The following is a 16,547-nucleotide window of genomic DNA, read 5'->3' as shown; positions in this document are numbered from 1 at the left end:
AAAAACCGGTAAGGACTTTATGTGCGGATTAGCTGGCGAGTTACGTTTTGATCAACAACCTGCAGACCTTGCAGCCATTGAGCGAATCACCCATCACCTGGCCCCTCGCGGCCCTGATGCGTGGGGCTTCCATGCCCAAGGGCCGATTGCCCTGGGCCATCGACGCCTGAAAATCATGGACCTGTCGGACGGTTCGGCGCAGCCGATGATCGACAGCCGACTGGGCCTGTCCCTGGCCTTCAATGGCGCGATCTACAACTTCCCGGAACTGCGCGCCGAACTCGAAGCGCTCGGTTATGCGTTCTACTCCGGCGGCGACACCGAAGTGCTGCTCAAGGGTTATCACGCCTGGGGCGAAGCGCTGCTGCCGAAACTCAACGGCATGTTTGCCTTCGCCATCTGGGAGCGCGATGCCCAGCGTCTGTTCATTGCTCGCGACCGTCTCGGCGTAAAGCCGCTGTACCTGTCGCGCACCGGCCAGCGCCTGCGCTTTGCCTCGGCGCTGCCGGCGCTGCTCAAGGGCGGTGACATCAACCCGATCCTCGATCCGGTGGCGCTCAATCATTACCTGAATTTCCACGCCGTGGTGCCTGCGCCGCGCACCTTGCTGGCGGGCATCGAAAAGCTGCCACCCGCGAGCTGGATGCGCATTGAAGCGGACGGCACCACCGAGCAGAAAACCTGGTGGACCCTGCCCTACGGCCCCCACGACGACGAGAAAAACCTGACCCTGGAAGACTGGCGCGACCGCGTGCTCGACAGCACCCGTGAAGCCGTGGCCATCCGCCAACGGGCGGCGGTGGATGTCGGCGTGCTGCTTTCCGGCGGCGTCGATTCGAGCATGCTCGTCGGCCTGTTACGCGAAGTCGGCGTGGAAAACCTGTCGACCTTTTCCATCGGTTTTCAGGATGCCGGCGGCGAGCGCGGCGACGAATTCCAGTACTCCGATCTGATCGCCAAGCACTACGGCACCCAGCACCATCAACTGCGCATCGACGAAAAAGAGATCATCGAGCAACTGCCCGCCGCGTTCCGCGCGATGAGCGAGCCGATGGTCAGCCACGATTGCATCGCCTTCTATCTGCTGTCCCGCGAAGTGGCCAAGCACTGCAAGGTTGTGCAAAGCGGCCAGGGCGCCGACGAGTTGTTCGCCGGTTATCACTGGTATCCGCAAGTCGACGGTGCAGCCGATCCCTATGCGGCTTATCGCGAGGCATTTTTCGACCGCAGCTACGACGACTATGCGGCCACGGTGCAGCCAAAATGGCTGACCGCCAATGACGCTGCCGGCGACTTCGTGAAGGAACATTTCGCACAGCCCGGCGCCGATGCGGCGGTCGACAAGGCCCTGCGCCTGGACAGCACGGTGATGCTGGTGGACGACCCGGTCAAACGCGTCGACAACATGACCATGGCCTGGGGCCTGGAGGCGCGCACGCCGTTTCTCGACTATCGCCTGGTGGAATTGTCGGCCCGCATTCCGGGCCAGTTCAAACTGCCGGACGGCGGCAAGCAGGTGTTGAAAGAAGCCGCGCGACGGGTGATTCCGAGCGAAGTGATCGACCGCAAGAAAGGTTACTTCCCGGTGCCGGGTCTCAAGCATTTGCAGGGCGATACCCTGAGCTGGGTGCGCGAACTGCTGCTCGATCCGAGTCAGGATCGCGGCCTGTTCAACCCGGCCATGCTCGACAAATTGCTGACCGATCCGCAAGGCCAGTTGACCCCGCTGCGCGGCTCCAAGCTGTGGCAACTGGCGGCCCTGAACCTGTGGCTCAGCGAACAAGGAATCTGATCGATGAAACCTCACGCCACGGCTTACAGCCAACGCCTGCTGCGCGGTCAGACACCGTCCTACGAACGCTTGCAGGCGCGTCTGGCCGAAGATGGCAGCGAGCCGGCTGCCGAGCCGATTGCAGTGCACTGTGGCTGGGGCCGGCTGCTGATCGGTCATACCTTTCCCGATCCGGCCAGCCTTGCTCAGGAACTGCTTAACGAACAGCCGGGCGAGCGCGATATCGCCTTGTACGTCGCCGCGCCGCAGCAGATTCTCGGGCTGGAACCGACCCAACTGTTTCTCGACCCGTCCGACACCCTGCGTTTGTGGTTCAGCGATTATCGTCAAGCCACCCGCGTTTTTCGTGGCTTTCGCATTCGCCGTGCACAAAGTGACGCGGACTGGCAGGGGATCAATCAGCTGTATCAGGCGCGCGGCATGCTGCCAATCGACGCCACCCTGCTCACCCCGCACCATCAGGGCGGCCCGGTGTACTGGCTGGCGGAAGACGATGACAGCGGCGCGGTGATCGGCAGCGTCATGGGGCTCAATCACCAGAAAGCCTACAACGACCCGGAAAACGGCAGCAGCCTGTGGTGCCTGGCGGTCGATCCGCAGTGTTCGCGTCCCGGTGTCGGCGAAGTGCTGGTGCGGCACCTGATCGAGCACTTCATGAGTCGCGGTCTGAGCTACCTCGATCTATCGGTGCTGCACGATAACCGCCAGGCGAAAAACCTCTACGCCAAACTCGGCTTTCGCAACCTGCCGACGTTCGCCATCAAGCGCAAGAACGGCATCAATCAGCCGCTGTTTCTCGGCCCTGGCCCGGAGGCGCAGTTCAACCCTTATGCGCGGATCATCGTCGAGGAAGCGCATCGGCGCGGCATCGACGTGCAAGTGGATGATGCCGATGCCGGGCTGTTCACCCTCAGTCATGGCGGGCGCCGGGTGCGTTGCCGCGAATCGCTGAGCGACCTGACCAGCGCCATCAGCATGAACCTGTGCCAGGACAAGAGCCTGACCCACAAAGTCTTGAAAGCCGCCGGGTTGAATGTGCCGTCGCAGCAATTGGCAGGTAACGCGGACGACAATCTGGCGTTCCTCGATGAACACCAGCGAGTGGTGGTCAAACCGCTGGATGGCGAACAGGGCCAGGGCGTGGCGGTCGACCTGCAAACCATCGAGGAAGTGCAGCAGGCCATCGAAGCGGCCAGGCAGTTCGACACGCGCGTGCTGCTCGAAAGCTTCCACGAAGGCTTCGACCTGCGGGTTCTGGTGATCGGTTTCGAGGTAGTTGCAGCGGCGATTCGCCGCCCGGCGGAGGTGGTCGGCGATGGTCATCATTCCATCGGCGCACTGATTGAAGCACAGAGCCGGCGACGGCAAGCGGCGACCAGCGGCGAAAGCAAGATTCCGCTGGACCACGAAACCCAACGCACCTTGCACGCCGCCGGTTACGACTACAACAGCATCCTGCCGGCCGGTGAGCATCTGTTCGTGCGGCGCACGGCGAACCTGCACACCGGCGGCACACTGGAAGACGTCACGGCGATTCTGCACCCGACCCTGGCCGAGGCTGCCGTGCGCGCGGCTCGGGCGCTGGAGATCCCGATGGTCGGCCTCGACCTGATGGTGCCGGCGGCGGATCAACCGACGTACGTGTTCATCGAAGCCAACGAACGGGCGGGGCTCGCCAACCATGAGCCGCAGCCGACGGCGGAGCGGTTTGTCGATCTGCTGTTTCCGCACAGTCAGCCGGCCGTTTGATCTCTCTTCAGCGTCATTCACGCGTTCAACGCGCGAATGACGCCCCGCAACAGGAGTTTCCATGACCACCCAAATTCCCGAACCGGATCTGAACTACCTGCAGAAAGTCCTGCTGGAAATGCTCGCCATCCCGAGCCCGACCGGGTTCACCGACACCATCGTGCGCTACGTCGCCGAGCGTCTGGAAGAACTCGGCATTCCCTTCGAGATGACCCGTCGCGGCACGATCCGCGCCACCCTTAAAGGCAAGAAAAACAGCCCCGACCGTGCGGTCTCGGCGCACCTGGACACCATCGGCGCCGCCGTGCGCGCGGTGAAGGACAACGGGCGTCTGACCCTGGCGCCGGTGGGTTGCTGGTCGAGCCGATTCGCCGAGGGCAGCCGCGTCAGCCTGTTCACCGACAACGGTGTGATTCGCGGCAGCGTGTTGCCGCTGATGGCGTCCGGGCATGCCTTCAACACAGCCGTGGACGAGATGCCGATCAGTTGGGATCACGTCGAGCTGCGTCTGGACGCCTACTGCGCGACCCGTGCCGATTGCGATTCGCTGGGTATCAGCGTCGGCGACGTGGTGGCCTTCGATCCGCTGCCGGAGTTCACCGAAAGCGGCCACATCAGCGCCCGTCACCTGGACGACAAGGCCGGCGTCGCGGCGCTGCTGGCCGCGTTGAAAGCCATCGTCGACAGCGGCCAGGAACTGATGATCGACTGCCATCCGCTGTTCACCATCACCGAAGAAACCGGCAGCGGCGCAGCGGCGGCGTTGCCGTGGGACGTCAGCGAATTCGTCGGCATCGACATCGCCCCGGTCGCGCCGGGCCAGCACTCCAGCGAACACGCGGTGAGCGTGGCGATGCAGGATTCCGGCGGGCCCTACGACTATCACTTGTCGCGGCACTTGTTGCGTCTGGCGGGTGAGCACGAACTGCCTGTGCGCCGCGACCTGTTCCGCTATTACTTCAGTGACGCCCACTCGGCGGTCACCGCCGGTCACGACATTCGCACCGCCCTGCTCGCCTTCGGCTGCGACGCGACCCACGGCTACGAGCGCACGCACATCGACAGCCTGGCGGCGCTCAGTCGCTTGCTGGGAGCGTACATTCTGAGTCCGCCGGTGTTCGCCAGCGATGCGCAACCGGCCACCGGGTCACTGGATCGCTTCAGTCATCAGATCGAACACGAAACGCAGATGGAGAGCGACACCCGTGTGCCGTCGGTGGACAGCCTGGTGGGGCAGCGTTCGGACAGTTGAGTCTGGCCCTCGGCGATCATTCGCCGTAGCATCCCGACATTGATTTAGCCGAGGTGCCCATGCTGATTCCCTACGACGCGCTTGAAGTCGACACCCTCACCCGCCTGATCGAGGATTTCGTCACCCGCGACGGTACCGACAACGGTGACGACACGCCGCTGGAAACTCGCGTACTGCGGGTTCGCCAGGCGCTGACCAAAGGCCAGGCGTTGATTGTCTTCGATCCGGAAAGCGAGCAATGCCAGTTGATGCTCAAGCACGACGTGCCCAAGCACCTGTTCGACTGAAAACGGTCAGCGGGCCTTGCCGCTGGCCTGTTTGCGCTGGATCCGTTCGTAGACCTCGGCGCGGTGCACGCCGACCTGCTCCGGCGCTTCGACGCCGAACCGCACGCTGGAGCCGTTGACCGCCAGAACGCGCAGAGTGATGTTGTCGCCGATGGAAATCAGTTCACCGACAACACGGCTGAGTACAAGCATGGGAGGTGTCCTTCAAGGTTTGCGAGCCTTGAAGATGCGCGGGTTTCGACCGCCCTACAATGCGCTGTGGGCAATTCAGTCATTCCCTACACAGCAAGGCGCGCAAGCCTTCAGACATTTCCTTCAAGCCAGCCATTCAAGTCGCAGTGAATCGTGGACCGAACAGGATCACACTCGCCCCGATCACACACAGCGCCACACCGATCCAGTCCGACCCCAACGGGCGGATGCGTTCGACCACCGCCAGCCAGCCAATCGAAGCAATGATGTAGATGCCGCCATAAGCGGCGTAGGCGCGACCGGCGTAGGTCGCTTCGACGCGCGTCAACAGCAGCGCGAACAGGGTCAGGCTGATCAGCGCCGGGATCACCCACAAGGCGCTCTTGCCCTGGCGCAACCACATCCAGAACGCGAAACAGCCGGCGATTTCGAACAGCGCGGCGAGGAAAAACCACAGGTAATTGAGCATGCAAGACATCTCGTCAGGGTGACTGTTGCGGCCACCCTAACGATGCGGCGAACCCCGGGCAAGTTCAGCCGTTGTTCTGTTTGGCCTTGGCGCGCATCTTTTCGGCCATTGCGGTCATTTCGTTGTACAGCAGCTGCGGATTTTTCTGTTTGAGCGCCCAGGCCATGCGCCCTTGTTCGTGGGGGAGAATCATGAACTCGCCGGCTGCGACCTGTTTGTAGATGTAATCGGCAATATCGCTGGCGGTGATGGGCGAACTTTCCAGCAACTTGCCGACCTGGGCTTTCATCGCCGGCGTCGGGCCACGGAAAGAATCCAGCAGATTGGTCTGGAAGAACGACGGGCAGACCACATGAACCCCGACTTCCTGTTGGGCCAGTTCGATCAACAGGCTCTCCGACAGCGCCACTACCCCGGCCTTGGCCACGTTGTAGTTACTCATCGCCGGGCCCTGCATCAGCGCGGCCATGGACGCGATATTGATGATCTTGCCCTTGCTCTGCTCCAGCAGCGGCAGGAACGCCTTGCAACCCTTGACCACGCCCATCAGGTTGATCGCGATCTGCCAGTCCCAGTCCTCCAGCGACAGCTCGCTGAAGAAACCGCCCGAGGCGACACCGGCGTTGTTGACGATGATGTCGATGCCGCCAAGTTTCACTTCGCAAGCCTGGGCAAACGCGGTCAGCTGGCTGTAATCGCGCACGTCGCAGCGCTGGATGAAGCCGTCGCCGCCGGCCTCGCGAACCAGCTTCAGGGTCTCTTGCAAACCGGGCTCGCTGACGTCGGACAAGGCCAGTTGCCAGCCTTCACGCGCCCAGCGCAGCGCGATTTCGCGACCCAGGCCTGAGCCCGCGCCAGTGATCATCATGCGATTTTGCATAGCAGACAGCCTTGTTGTTCCGGGGAAGATCCGCGGAGTGTAGCGAAGGATACGGGGCGACCCACGCTCCATCAGATTGCTGAATGGCGAGAGCAAACCGCGACAGCAAACGAAATAAGAGCGCGAGCCAAATACCTTAAAAAAACATTGAATTTTCTTTCATGCGCACCAGTCGGAATTTATAAGCCGGCTGGATTTAGTTCAACTTCCAGCTGCCCTTGAACACCAAGACTTCTCAGACGCTATCAACAAGGAAATCGACATGGGCACAATTCTTATCATTATCCTGATCCTGTTGCTGATCGGTGGTCTGCCGGTCTTCCCGCACTCCAGAAGTTGGGGTTATGGTCCTTCGGGCATTATCGGCGTAGTGCTGGTTGTACTGCTGGTGCTGTTGTTACTCGGTCGGATATGACTGTTTGACCGACAAAAAAAGAGGCCCTCTAGAGGGCCTCTTTTTTATTGCGCCGAATGATCAGTCCGGCTTGCCGTTTATGACACCGGCGGTGTTGTCGATCAGGCTCTTGGTGGCCGTTTGCAGGAACGCTTCGAGCTTGAGTTTCAGCTCGGCAGTACGCGGGGCGTCCGGAATGATTTCGGCAGAAGGGTTCGCGCCCAGTTGGTACTGGTAGATCTTCGGCGCCATTTCCTTCTCTTTCGGCAGCACCAGAATCTGGTCGGCGGTAACGATAGCGGTGGTCTGCTCGCTGCCCGACGGTTTGATCACACCAAAACCGGTGTCGCCTGCCGGCAGGTTCAGCAGATCGCGGCCCCAGCACTGATGGCGCACTTCGCCACCCAGACGACCCATGATGGTCGGCACGATGTCGATTTGCGTGCCCACGGTGTGGTCACGGGTACCGAATTTTTCCTGGATGCCCGGTGCGATCATCAGCATCGGTACGTTGAAGCGGCCCAGATCCATTTCGGTGATCTGACGCTCGTTGCCGAAACCGTGGTCGCCGACGATGACGAACAGGGTTTCCTTGAAGTACGGCTCTTTGCGGGCCTTCTCGAAGAACTGGCCCAGCGCCCAGTCCGCGTAACGCATGGCGGTCAGGTGCTCGTTGAGCGGGCCACGATCGGTGACGCGCTCGACCGGCAGCGGCGTCGGCAAGGCGTACGGCGTGTGGTTGGACAGGGTCTGCAGCAGCGCGTAGAACGGCTTGCCGTTTTCCCGCGACTTGAGCTCCACCAGACCACGGTCGAACATGTCCTGGTCGGACACGCCCCAGGTCGGATCGGAGAACACCGGGTTTACGAAGTCGTTACGGCCGACGAAGTTGGTCATGCCCTGGTTGCTGAAGAAACCGGACTGGTTGTCCCAGGCAAAGTCGCCGTTGTAGACGTAGACATCGTCATAGTCACGAGCGCTGAGCAACTGCGGCAGGCCGGACAGTTTGTGGCTGCCTTCCGGGGTCTGCATCAGGTATTCGAAACCCGGCAGGTTCGGGAAGCACGCCATGGTGGCAAACATGCCCTGGTGGGTGTGGGTGCCGTTGGAGAAGAAACGGTCGAACAGCAGGCCTTCCTTCGACAGCTTGTCGAGGTACGGCGTGATGTTGCCCGGCGCGCCCAGTGCGCCCACCGAGTGACCGGCCATGCTTTCCATCAGGATCACGACGACGTTCTTGATCGGCAGGGTCTTGTCGGCAGGCGGTGTGTATTCACGACGCACGGCGGCGATATCGGCATCCACCAGTTTGTCGTCCGGCATCACCAGCATCTCGCGCACCACTTTCTGCGCCTGATCCTGCGGCAGTGTGGCTTTCCAGATGTTGTCACGATCTTCGCCCATCCGGTCCTTGGCTGCCGCGATCAGCGACAGCGTGCCGTTGAGGCCGAGCTGGTTGGCGAAGTTCGAATCGGTGGTGTACACGTCACCCCAGCGCAGCGGCGGGCCCTGACGCAGGGTGCCGCGAGCGGCCACCACGCAGATCAGCAGGCACACCACGAACACCGCCAGACGCGCATACCATGGCGCCACTTGACGGGTGCCGACGTTGCCGCCGCTGAACGGGCCACGCGGCCGGGTCAGACGGTCGGCGCCCTTGAACGCCAGGGTCAGGATCAGCGTGCCCACGGCCCACGCCAGCAGGTAACGCACCACCGGGAAACCGTACCAGAGCATGCTCATCACGGTTTTCGGGTCTTCCTTCACGTACTGGAACACCAGGCCGTTAAGGCGCTGGTGGAATTCGCGGTAGAAGTCCATCTCCATCAGGCCGAGGAACAGCGCGATGCTCGAAGCGATGGTCAGCCACAGACGGAAGAACCCGCGCGCCGCCATGGCCCGGGCACTGAACAGCGCCAGCACCAGCGGAATGCAGACATACACCACCAGGCGCACATCGAAACGCAGGCCGTTGGCGAAGGCTTCGAGGAAAGTCGAGGCCGGGGTGTCGAGGATCATCTCGCGGTTGTAGACCAGCAGCGCGAGGCGCAGCACGGAAAACATCACCATCATGACCAGCGCGCACAGAAGCGTGTAGGCCAGATGCGATTTGACGGTCGGTTGCAGCAGGCGACTGGAAGATCGCTGCTGACTCAGGGCGTCCGGGTTTGCCATGTCGTTTTAGGACCCATTGGAAGTTGAAGTTGCAAAAAATACGGCTGCGCCCTGCCCTCTGTTGGCCATTCCAGGCCCCGGGGCTTGCGCGGAGCGCAAATGTTGCACGATCACCGACGGCATTGCCATTGATTAGTGCCCGCCGCCGGACGCTTTCATTCAAGGCATGCTGCATCGATACAGGTGCGAACAGTGCGGGCGAATTGTCTTGAAGCGTTTGTGAAAATTTCGTTCAACGCATATTCGGAAACACAATAAAACCTGCACAACAAAACGCCCCGAGTTCTTCGGGGCGTTTACGGAGGAACGCGGTGCTTACTTCTCGGCGCGTTCTCTCAAGGCTTTCAGGGTATTGAACGGTGCGTCGACCACAAACTTGTTGGCGATCATCGACGGCACGCTGCCGCCCGGCTCGGTGTGAACCTGATAAGTCACTTCAACCTGATCACCCTTTGGCACGAACTTCCAAAAGCCTTTGACCTGCGCGACACGCACAAAGCCCTTTTCTTCAGGGAGGTACTTCGGAACGCCTTCCAGATTACGGGTCAGGCTGCCATCGGCGCCTTCAACAGTAGTGACGTGCAGGATCGAATCGCGCGGAGTCACCGGCCATGGCGTGTTGAACTGAGTGTAGGTCCAGCTCTGATCGCCTTCGTGCTTGAGCAGTTTCTGGGTCTTGCACTCGTGAATCCAGGCGCAGGCACCGGAGACGTCTTCCTGCAGGGCGCGCAGTTTGGCGATGGTGGTCTTCATCACGGTCACGCCTTGATAAGACTTGTAGTCCGAACCCGGCACTTCGCTCAGGGAGACTTTGATGCCGTCTTCGTTCTTGGCGACTTTCCAGTCTTCAGCCTGAGCAGCCGAGGTGGCCAGCACGGCAGTCAAACCACACAACACAGCGATACGATGCAGCGAACCCATAGTCTTATTCCTTATTGTTGAAGTTCCGTTCGTTTGACACATCACGCCGCCGTCATCTGCTCCCACCAGCCGAGCAGTCTGATCGCATCTTCCTGGCTGCTGCCGCAGACTTCCGGATCGGCCTTGAATCCTGAACAGACCGCCGGACGCTCCGGTCGGCCGAAAATGTTGCACAGGTTATCGACCGACAACTGAACGCAGCGTTCACCGGCAGGTTTGCCATCGGGCATGCCTGGAATCGGCGAACTGATGGAAGGGGCAATACAGCAGGCGCCACAGCCTTCACGGCATTTCATGACGACGCGTTCCTCGCAGCGGGCAATGTGTTAAAGGGACGCGGGACAGGGTAACCGCTTAAACGGCTGTTTTAAATTCCCTGAGCCGGGGTTTTTACGCAGAAACGAAAATGACTGACCAGTCTCCGACAAAGCGTCTGGTCTGCGGGTCACCGACGGGGACGATTTATTGCTTGAACTCGAAATCCAGCGCCGCGCCTTCGACTTCCCGGCGCTCTTCATTGCGCAGTTGCAGCTGCATTTCGTTGCTGAGCAAGCGTCCATTGAGCTGGAACCCGCTGTTCTTGTCACCGAACATCTGCGGCAGGATCGCTTCGCGCTTGGGCAGCGTCACTGAGCCGGGGGGTTTCAATTCCTGAACCATGTCTTTGGGCAGACTCAAGTCGAGCTTCGCAGACGGCAATGGCGTCTTGGCCACTTCTTTCGCCGACTTTGACTTGGTAGCGACCGGTGCGCGCTTCTTGACCGGAGCAGCCTTTTTCTGCTGCGTGGTTTTCGCTGGAGCGATTTTTTTGGTCGTCGCCGGTTTCTTCGCGTTGGCAGTGGCCGGCGCCTTTTCCTGCGCTGCAGCCGCCAAAACACCGGGTACATGACCCATCAACAGCAGGCATAGCACAACCCAGGCGGCAGAAAATTTCGCTTTCATGAACCCAACGAAGCTGACGGCAGAGGGCCATATGCTCGCCTGTTGGACGCCACATGACAAGCTCCGCCATTGTTTCAGAATCCGCCGGCCATCTCCTGGCAGAGCTGTGTCGCCAACATGCCGAGGGTCATCAGCGCCCGTTCCGCCTCGCGATTCCACGGGATGCCGCAGTTCAACCGGATGCAGTGGTTGAACTGCTCGGTGTTGCTGAAGATCAGACCCGGCGCAATGCTGATGCCCTGTTGCAGTGCCCGCACGTGCAACTCCTGGGTGTTGACCCGCCCCGGCAGACTGACCCACAGAATGAATCCGCCGGTGGGCCGGGTCATCTGCGTGCCTTCGGGAAAATACTGCTGAACCGCCAGCTGGAATGCGCTGAGATTTTTTCGGTATTCCTGGCGGATGTACCTTAAATGCCGGTCATAGCCGCCGTTTTCCAGGTACGCCGCGATGGCCATTTGGGTGACGCTGCACGCCGAATGAGTGCTGAAGGTCTGCAAGCGCTGGATTTCCTGCTGGTACTTGCCGGCGATCATCCAGCCGATGCGCACACCGGGCGATAAGGTCTTGGAAAAACTCGAGCAATAAATCACCCGGTCTAGCCGGTCGTAAGCCTTGAGCGACTTGGTGCGCCCCTGCTCGAACATCAACTCGCCGTAGATGTCGTCTTCGACGATCTGGATATCGAAATCCGAGGCCAGTCGCAGCAGCTGTTTCTGCCGCTCTTCGGGCATGGTGCCGCCGAGTGGATTGCTCAGGCGAGTGGTCAGTACCAGCGCCTTGATCGACCATTGATTGGCCGCCAGTTGCAGGGCTTCGAGGCTCATGCCGGTGGCGGGGTCGCTGGGAATCTCGATGACCTTCAGGCCCAGCAGGTCGGCCAGTTGCAACAGGCCGTAATAGGTGGGGGATTCGGCGGCGATCAGGTCGCCGGGGCGGGTCAGCACTCGCAATGACATCTGCAATGCGTCGACGCAGCCGTGGGTGATTACCACTTCCGAAGGGTCAACGACCACGCCTGCATCGCGCATGCGAATCGCGACCTGCCGGCGCAGCGGCTCGAAACCCGGGCTGAACATGTAGCTGAACGCCCGAGGGCTGTGAAACCGGGTGACCTTGGCCAACTGCTGATGCAGGGCGCGCACCGGCAAATAATCGACACTCGGCACCGCCGCCCCCAGCGGGAACACGCCTTCACGACGGGATTCGACCAGCACTTGCTGAATGATGCTGCTGCGGGTGACCAGGCCTGGCCGTTCGACCCGGGCGATGTCCGGCGTGGGCGCCGTCAGTGCGGGAGTCTGGTGCACGTAGTAACCGGACTGCGGCCGCGCACGGATCAGGCCCTGATCCTCGAGATTGGCGTAAGCTTGCAACACCGTGGCATGGCTGACGTTGAGCTGCGAACTCATCTTGCGCACCGAAGGTACGCGCTCGCCCGGTTGATAGACGCCACGGCGGATATCTTCGGCCAGCTGTTGAGCAATACGTTGGTAGAGCAAGAGATTGGTCATGACGCAGCACTCGATTTCACGGGCGTTTTATTCTTGTGTGAAACAATACCGGAACAGTTTGGAAGTGTACTGGGACAGTTGCCATATTAGTCAACCATACAGTGCTGTGTCGGTTAAATCTGTACTGCTTTGTGAGGTAATCGACAGACGTAAAAAAGCCCGGCGCTGCCTGACAGCCCGGGCTTTCCAGTAACGCCCCCCTCAGCGGGCGGCGCCGAGCTGGCCTTTTTCGTCGGAGAACACGATTTCCACCCGACGGTTCTGCGCACGTCCACGCTCGGAAGCGTTCGCGTCCACCGGGTATTCATCGCCGTAGCCTTCGACCTGAATGCGTTTTTCGTCGATGCCCAGGTCCGTCAACACGTTGGCCACCGACTGTGCGCGGTCGCGGGAAAGCTTGAGGTTTTCCTGCTTGCCGCCGGTGCTGTCGGTGTAGCCCTCGATGCGCACGATGCGTTTCGGGTTCAGTTGCAGAAACTGCACGATCTTCAGCACCACGCGGTTGGCCGAGTTTTTCAGTTCAGCTTCGCCGGTATCGAACAGCACGTCACCGAGGGTCATCACCAGACCACGATCGGTCTGGGTGGTGGCCAGCGCAACGATCTGCTCTTCCAGCCATTTGCCCTGCTGTTGCACGCTCAACAGTTTGGACTCGCGCAGGGCCAGTTGCAGGCGCTGGCGTTCAAGTTCCAGCTTCGCCACACGTTCTTCGTTGAGCACCTGATTGGTGTGCTCACGGGCGATTTCGCTGTAGCGCTGACTCAGGTAGGCGTAATGCACCACGTCCGAGCCGCTGCCCCAGTACGTCGACAGACGATCGGCGCGGGCCAGGGACTCACCGGCGCGGATCACATCTTTCGGCGCGATACGCAGCACGTTGGAATCTTCCTTGACCTTCTGGAAGTCGCTGCTGGCCTGCTGCAATGCCGTTTCGCTGTGCTGACCGGCGCAGCCGTACAGGCTGGCGCAACCGGCGAGGATCAGAGCGCCGAGAGTTTTGGACTTCAGGCTCATTGGGCATTCCCCAGTTGCTTGCGCAGTCGGACGATGCGGGTGTTGAGCACGTTCACTTGCTCCTCGCTCTTCTGGGTCAGGACTTTGGCCTCCGCCAGGCGTGCGTCGAGTTCGGCCTGTTCGAAGCGCATCCGCGCATTCTTGTAAGACTCACCCGCCATGCTGCCTTTGGCCCGGTTGAACTTGTCCTCGGCCAGTTTCATTTCCGGCACGTCTTCGGCGGTGGCGCCGACGGCCTTGGCTTGCTCAAGGGCCTGCTCGGTCAGACGCATTTGTTCGTTGGGTGCCGGATCGCTGGCGCAACCGGCCAGGGCCAGGACGGCCATGGCCGCGAAAAGAAGTCGATTACTCACTAAGAATCCCTACTGTTTTGGGGCGCTGACAGGTGGTTGCGGCGGCTGTTGCTGCTGCGCCTTCCAGCGCTCGATGTTGCGTTGCAGCGCGGCTTCCGTCAGGCCGGACGCGGGCAATTCTGTCATCTTTTTGGCCAGCTGTCCGCGCAACCACGGATCGTTGCAGGCCGAGTTGTGCGAAACCGCGAGGAACAGACCGGGGCGGTCGATGGGTTGTTCAAAGGCCAGCAGATCATTGGCCATGCCCAATGCCTGCGCGGCCGCCATGCCCGAGTAGCGACCGGCTAGTACATATTCCACCTCGCCCAGCAGAAGTTTCTGAAACGCCTGGGTCAGGTTTGCCGTACGGGTCAGGGTCAATTGCTGCTCGGCAAAAGTGCCAAATGCCGGGGTCATTCGAGACTTTTCCGACAAACCGCCGGTATGCCCGTGCAGGTCCCTGGCTTCGCTATAAACGAGGGTCGAGCCCTTGCGCGTCCACACCAGATAATCGTTTTCCAGCAACGGCGGGTGAATGTAGTCAAGGTTTTCCAGCTCATTGAGGTTCATTGGCGCGTCGGCCAGCATATCCATGCGCCCGCTGCGCACTTCGTCGAGGGCCTGGGAACGCTTGCCGGCGTACAGCAGATCGACTTTGATCCCCAGCTCCTTGGCCACCTGTCGCAACAGGTCCGCACTGGCACCGATCAGTTGCTTGGGGTTCTGCGGATCCTGCCAAAGGTACGGCGGCGCATCCGGGCTGCCGGTGACGACCAGCCGCTCGCATTTGCCCGCCGCCACCGACAGGCCCGGCAACAATGCCAGCGCCAGCAACCACGAGCAGCTCAACCGATGATGCAGATCCATGGCGAAACGCTCCCACTCAAATCCGAGACAAAAAAAAGCCCGACCAAAAGGTCGGGCTCTTTATAAGTGAAGCAGCCGGATTAGACCAGCTTCTCCAGCTCAGGTACGGCTTCGAACAAGTCCGCCACCAGGCCGTAATCGGCCACCTGGAAGATCGGTGCTTCTTCGTCCTTGTTGATCGCAACGATCACTTTGGAGTCTTTCATGCCGGCCAGGTGCTGGATCGCGCCGGAGATACCGACGGCGATGTACAGCTGTGGCGCAACGATCTTGCCGGTCTGACCGACCTGCATGTCGTTCGGTACGAAACCTGCGTCGACCGCGGCGCGCGAAGCACCCACAGCAGCGCCCAGCTTGTCGGCGAGCGCGTAGAGGTGTTTGAAGTTATCGCCGTTCTGCATGCCGCGGCCGCCGGAAACGACGATTTTGGCAGCGGTCAGCTCAGGACGATCGGACTTGGCCAGTTCTTCGCTGACGAAGCTGGAAGTGCCGGCGTTGTGAGCAGCAGCAACCGCTTCAACGGCAGCCGAACCGCCTTCAGCGGCAACCGGGTCGAAACCGGTGGCACGCACGGTGATCACTTTGATCGCTGCGGTCGATTGCACGGTAGCGATGGCGTTACCGGCGTAGATCGGACGCTTGAAGGTGTCAGCGCTTTCTACCGAGATGATCTCGGAGATCTGGTCAACGTCCAGCTGGGCGGCAACGCGCGGCAGGATGTTTTTGCCGTTGGAAGTAGCGGCAGCCAGGATGTGGCTGTAGCCAGCGCCCAGTTCGGCTACCAGCGGAGCAACGTTTTCCGGCAGCTGATGCGCGTAGGCAGCATTGTCAGCGTTCAGGACTTTGCTCACGCCAGCGATTTTCGCAGCGGCTTCAGCCACGGCGCCAGCGCCCTGGCCTGCAACCAGAACGTGGATGTCGCCGCCGATTTTGGCAGCGGCAGCCACGGTGTTCAGGGTGGCCGGAGCCAGCACCTTGTTGTCGTGTTCGGCGATTACCAAGATAGTCATGATCAGATTACCTTCGCTTCGTTTTTCAGTTTCTCGACCAGTTCAGCCACCGACTTGACCTTGATACCCGCGCTGCGTGCAGCTGGCGCTTCGACTTTCAGAGTCTTGTTGGTGGAGGCGGTGGAAACGCCCAAAGCGTCCGGAGTCAGCGTCTCGAGAGGCTTCTTCTTGGCTTTCATGATGTTTGGCAGGGACGCGTAGCGCGGCTCGTTCAAACGCAGGTCGGTGGTGACGATCGCTGGCAGTTTCAGAGAAACGGTCTGCGCGCCGCCGTCGATTTCGCGGGTCACGGCAACGCTGTCGCCGGAGACTTCGACTTTCGAGGCGAAAGTGCCCTGACCGTAGCCGCTCAGTGCAGCGAGCATCTGGCCGGTCTGGTTGTTGTCGCTGTCGATGGCCTGTTTGCCCAGGATCACCAGCTGAGGCTGTTCCTTGTCGACCACGGCCTTGAGCAGCTTGGCCACGGCCAGGGAAGTCAGGTCTTCAGCGGATTCGACGAGGATGGCGCGATCGGCACCCAGAGCCAGTGCGGTACGCAGCTGTTCCTGAGCGGTGGACGGGCCGATGGAGACGACGACGATTTCAGTCGCAACGCCTTTTTCTTTCAGGCGTACGGCTTCTTCCACTGCGATTTCGCAGAACGGGTTCATCGACATCTTGACGTTGGCGAGGTCTACGCCGGAATTGTCCGCCTTGACGCGAACCTTGACGTTGTAATCCACAACGCGTTTGACAGCTACAAGAACCTTCATGGATT

Annotated in this window: 18 protein-coding genes; 5 read left to right on the top strand and 13 right to left on the bottom strand. The window is 60.8% G+C overall.

Features of this window, described 5'->3' with window-relative positions:
* Positions 1 to 19 precede the first annotated feature (19 nt).
* The 4 genes from ACODTD_RS20190 to ACODTD_RS20175 all read left to right on the top strand — a co-directional run bounded on the left by ACODTD_RS20190 (position 20) and on the right by ACODTD_RS20175 (position 5,080).
* Positions 20 to 1,792: an N-acetylglutaminylglutamine amidotransferase gene (locus ACODTD_RS20190; RefSeq protein ID WP_489105125.1), complete on the top strand. Its 1,773-nt coding sequence runs from the start codon at positions 20 to 22 to the stop codon at positions 1,790 to 1,792.
* A gap of 3 nt (positions 1,793 to 1,795) precedes the next feature.
* A complete protein-coding gene (gene ngg, locus ACODTD_RS20185) occupies positions 1,796 to 3,541 on the top strand; it encodes an N-acetylglutaminylglutamine synthetase (RefSeq protein WP_201815853.1) in 1,746 nt (581 codons plus the stop codon).
* 61 nt (positions 3,542 to 3,602) lie between these two features.
* Positions 3,603 to 4,793 carry an osmoprotectant NAGGN system M42 family peptidase gene (locus ACODTD_RS20180; RefSeq protein ID WP_007950879.1) on the top strand — a complete coding sequence of 397 codons (1,191 nt, stop codon included), beginning with the start codon at positions 3,603 to 3,605 and terminating at the stop codon, positions 4,791 to 4,793.
* A gap of 59 nt (positions 4,794 to 4,852) precedes the next feature.
* Positions 4,853 to 5,080 (top strand): YheU family protein, encoded by a 228-nt coding sequence (locus tag ACODTD_RS20175; protein WP_003192759.1) that lies wholly within the window; start codon positions 4,853 to 4,855, stop codon positions 5,078 to 5,080.
* A 6-nt stretch (positions 5,081 to 5,086) separates the two neighbouring features.
* Here ACODTD_RS20175 and csrA read toward each other — a convergent pair whose 3' ends face one another.
* The 3 genes from csrA to ACODTD_RS20160 all read right to left on the bottom strand — a co-directional run bounded on the left by csrA (position 5,087) and on the right by ACODTD_RS20160 (position 6,621).
* Positions 5,087 to 5,272, bottom strand: a complete 186-nt coding sequence (gene csrA / locus ACODTD_RS20170; protein ID WP_201815855.1) for a carbon storage regulator CsrA — start codon at positions 5,270 to 5,272, stop codon at positions 5,087 to 5,089.
* A 136-nt stretch (positions 5,273 to 5,408) separates the two neighbouring features.
* Positions 5,409 to 5,741 carry a YnfA family protein gene (locus ACODTD_RS20165; RefSeq protein WP_197869157.1) on the bottom strand — a complete coding sequence of 111 codons (333 nt, stop codon included), beginning with the start codon at positions 5,739 to 5,741 and terminating at the stop codon, positions 5,409 to 5,411.
* A gap of 64 nt (positions 5,742 to 5,805) precedes the next feature.
* Positions 5,806 to 6,621 carry an SDR family oxidoreductase gene (locus ACODTD_RS20160; protein ID WP_007950873.1) on the bottom strand — a complete coding sequence of 272 codons (816 nt, stop codon included), beginning with the start codon at positions 6,619 to 6,621 and terminating at the stop codon, positions 5,806 to 5,808.
* A 256-nt stretch (positions 6,622 to 6,877) separates the two neighbouring features.
* On the opposite strand from ACODTD_RS20160, the gene ACODTD_RS20155 reads away from it, so the two are divergent.
* The gene (locus ACODTD_RS20155; protein WP_169432680.1) at positions 6,878 to 7,036 is read left to right on the top strand and encodes a DUF3309 family protein; all 159 of its coding nucleotides are present in this window, start codon (positions 6,878 to 6,880) and stop codon (positions 7,034 to 7,036) included.
* A gap of 60 nt (positions 7,037 to 7,096) precedes the next feature.
* Here the strand turns inward: ACODTD_RS20155 and ACODTD_RS20150 are convergent, their stop codons facing one another.
* From ACODTD_RS20150 to ACODTD_RS20105, 10 genes are all read right to left on the bottom strand, one after another.
* Complete coding sequence (locus ACODTD_RS20150) at positions 7,097 to 9,190, bottom strand: LTA synthase family protein (RefSeq protein ID WP_201815858.1); 2,094 nt, start codon at positions 9,188 to 9,190, stop codon at positions 7,097 to 7,099.
* Positions 9,191 to 9,505: 315 nt separating this feature from the next.
* A complete protein-coding gene (locus ACODTD_RS20145) occupies positions 9,506 to 10,111 on the bottom strand; it encodes an START domain-containing protein (RefSeq protein ID WP_085655150.1) in 606 nt (201 codons plus the stop codon).
* A gap of 41 nt (positions 10,112 to 10,152) precedes the next feature.
* Positions 10,153 to 10,407: a YkgJ family cysteine cluster protein gene (locus ACODTD_RS20140; RefSeq protein WP_007950870.1), complete on the bottom strand. Its 255-nt coding sequence runs from the start codon at positions 10,405 to 10,407 to the stop codon at positions 10,153 to 10,155.
* A 166-nt stretch (positions 10,408 to 10,573) separates the two neighbouring features.
* A complete protein-coding gene (locus ACODTD_RS20135) occupies positions 10,574 to 11,053 on the bottom strand; it encodes a hypothetical protein (protein ID WP_064383436.1) in 480 nt (159 codons plus the stop codon).
* A gap of 74 nt (positions 11,054 to 11,127) precedes the next feature.
* A complete protein-coding gene (locus ACODTD_RS20130) occupies positions 11,128 to 12,567 on the bottom strand; it encodes an aminotransferase-like domain-containing protein (protein WP_007950868.1) in 1,440 nt (479 codons plus the stop codon).
* Between the two features lie 201 nt (positions 12,568 to 12,768).
* Complete coding sequence (locus ACODTD_RS20125; protein ID WP_489105124.1) at positions 12,769 to 13,581, bottom strand: OmpA family protein; 813 nt, start codon at positions 13,579 to 13,581, stop codon at positions 12,769 to 12,771.
* Positions 13,578 to 13,934 carry a DUF4398 domain-containing protein gene (locus tag ACODTD_RS20120; RefSeq protein ID WP_170928976.1) on the bottom strand — a complete coding sequence of 119 codons (357 nt, stop codon included), beginning with the start codon at positions 13,932 to 13,934 and terminating at the stop codon, positions 13,578 to 13,580. The genes ACODTD_RS20125 and ACODTD_RS20120 overlap by 4 nt, the downstream gene beginning before the upstream one ends.
* A gap of 9 nt (positions 13,935 to 13,943) precedes the next feature.
* Positions 13,944 to 14,780 carry a substrate-binding periplasmic protein gene (locus ACODTD_RS20115; protein ID WP_108562953.1) on the bottom strand — a complete coding sequence of 279 codons (837 nt, stop codon included), beginning with the start codon at positions 14,778 to 14,780 and terminating at the stop codon, positions 13,944 to 13,946.
* A gap of 80 nt (positions 14,781 to 14,860) precedes the next feature.
* Complete coding sequence (locus ACODTD_RS20110) at positions 14,861 to 15,790, bottom strand: electron transfer flavoprotein subunit alpha/FixB family protein (protein ID WP_011335403.1); 930 nt, start codon at positions 15,788 to 15,790, stop codon at positions 14,861 to 14,863.
* Between the two features lie 2 nt (positions 15,791 to 15,792).
* The gene (locus ACODTD_RS20105; protein ID WP_007950859.1) at positions 15,793 to 16,542 is read right to left on the bottom strand and encodes an electron transfer flavoprotein subunit beta/FixA family protein; all 750 of its coding nucleotides are present in this window, start codon (positions 16,540 to 16,542) and stop codon (positions 15,793 to 15,795) included.
* Positions 16,543 to 16,547 lie beyond the last annotated feature (5 nt).

It is taken from the genome of Pseudomonas sp. FG35 (genome assembly GCF_057809295.1).
The sequence above is the reverse complement of the archived record's forward strand: the minus strand, read 5'-3'. Positions and strand labels throughout refer to the sequence as shown.

Bases quoted from the DNA above. Each gene is read 5' to 3' on its own strand.
- ACODTD_RS20190 (WP_489105125.1), top strand. From the start codon at position 20: ATGTGCGGATTAGCTGGCGAGTTACGTTTTGATCAACAACCTGCAGAC.
- ngg (WP_201815853.1), top strand. From the start codon at position 1,796: ATGAAACCTCACGCCACGGCTTACAGCCAACGCCTGCTGCGCGGTCAG.
- ACODTD_RS20180 (WP_007950879.1), top strand. From the start codon at position 3,603: ATGACCACCCAAATTCCCGAACCGGATCTGAACTACCTGCAGAAAGTC.
- ACODTD_RS20175 (WP_003192759.1), top strand. From the start codon at position 4,853: ATGCTGATTCCCTACGACGCGCTTGAAGTCGACACCCTCACCCGCCTG.
- csrA (WP_201815855.1), bottom strand. From the start codon at position 5,272: ATGCTTGTACTCAGCCGTGTTGTCGGTGAACTGATTTCCATCGGCGAC.
- ACODTD_RS20165 (WP_197869157.1), bottom strand. From the start codon at position 5,741: ATGCTCAATTACCTGTGGTTTTTCCTCGCCGCGCTGTTCGAAATCGCC.
- ACODTD_RS20160 (WP_007950873.1), bottom strand. From the start codon at position 6,621: ATGCAAAATCGCATGATGATCACTGGCGCGGGCTCAGGCCTGGGTCGC.
- ACODTD_RS20150 (WP_201815858.1), bottom strand. From the start codon at position 9,190: ATGGCAAACCCGGACGCCCTGAGTCAGCAGCGATCTTCCAGTCGCCTG.
- ACODTD_RS20145 (WP_085655150.1), bottom strand. From the start codon at position 10,111: ATGGGTTCGCTGCATCGTATCGCTGTGTTGTGTGGTTTGACTGCCGTG.
- ACODTD_RS20140 (WP_007950870.1), bottom strand. From the start codon at position 10,407: ATGAAATGCCGTGAAGGCTGTGGCGCCTGCTGTATTGCCCCTTCCATC.
- ACODTD_RS20135 (WP_064383436.1), bottom strand. From the start codon at position 11,053: ATGAAAGCGAAATTTTCTGCCGCCTGGGTTGTGCTATGCCTGCTGTTG.
- ACODTD_RS20130 (WP_007950868.1), bottom strand. From the start codon at position 12,567: ATGACCAATCTCTTGCTCTACCAACGTATTGCTCAACAGCTGGCCGAA.
- ACODTD_RS20125 (WP_489105124.1), bottom strand. From the start codon at position 13,581: ATGAGCCTGAAGTCCAAAACTCTCGGCGCTCTGATCCTCGCCGGTTGC.
- ACODTD_RS20115 (WP_108562953.1), bottom strand. From the start codon at position 14,780: ATGGATCTGCATCATCGGTTGAGCTGCTCGTGGTTGCTGGCGCTGGCA.
- ACODTD_RS20110 (WP_011335403.1), bottom strand. From the start codon at position 15,790: ATGACTATCTTGGTAATCGCCGAACACGACAACAAGGTGCTGGCTCCG.
- ACODTD_RS20105 (WP_007950859.1), bottom strand. From the start codon at position 16,542: ATGAAGGTTCTTGTAGCTGTCAAACGCGTTGTGGATTACAACGTCAAG.